Origin of the sequence: Burkholderia sp. JPY481 (genome assembly GCF_038900515.1) — a bacterium.
GTDB lineage: Bacteria > Pseudomonadota > Gammaproteobacteria > Burkholderiales > Burkholderiaceae > Paraburkholderia > Paraburkholderia youngii.
In genome coordinates, this window is sequence record NZ_JAYMRT010000195.1 from 1 (window position 1) to 255 (window position 255).

The 255-nt window shown below is 59.6% G+C and carries 1 protein-coding gene; it reads right to left on the reverse strand.

Annotated features, from left to right (window positions below):
- On the reverse strand, positions 1-255 hold a 255-nt coding region (locus VSR82_RS40310; protein ID WP_498858955.1), incomplete at both ends, for a transposase.

Sequence of the window (255 nt, forward strand, 5' to 3'; positions counted from 1 at the left end):
CCGTGTGCCTGTTTAGATGCAGCATGAAGGCACGGGCACACTGGACGAGCAACCGGCGAATGTTCTTGTCCCCCCGCTTGGAAATTCCCAACAGGTTCGACCGGCCTCCCGTACTGTACTGGCGGGGGACCAGTCCGACGGCAGCGGCAATGTCGCGGCCGCATCGATACTGCTTTCCATCGCCGAGTTCTGAGGCAAGTAAGCTTGCGGTAATCGGTCCAACTCCCGGAATGGTAAGCAGTCGCTGGGCTATAG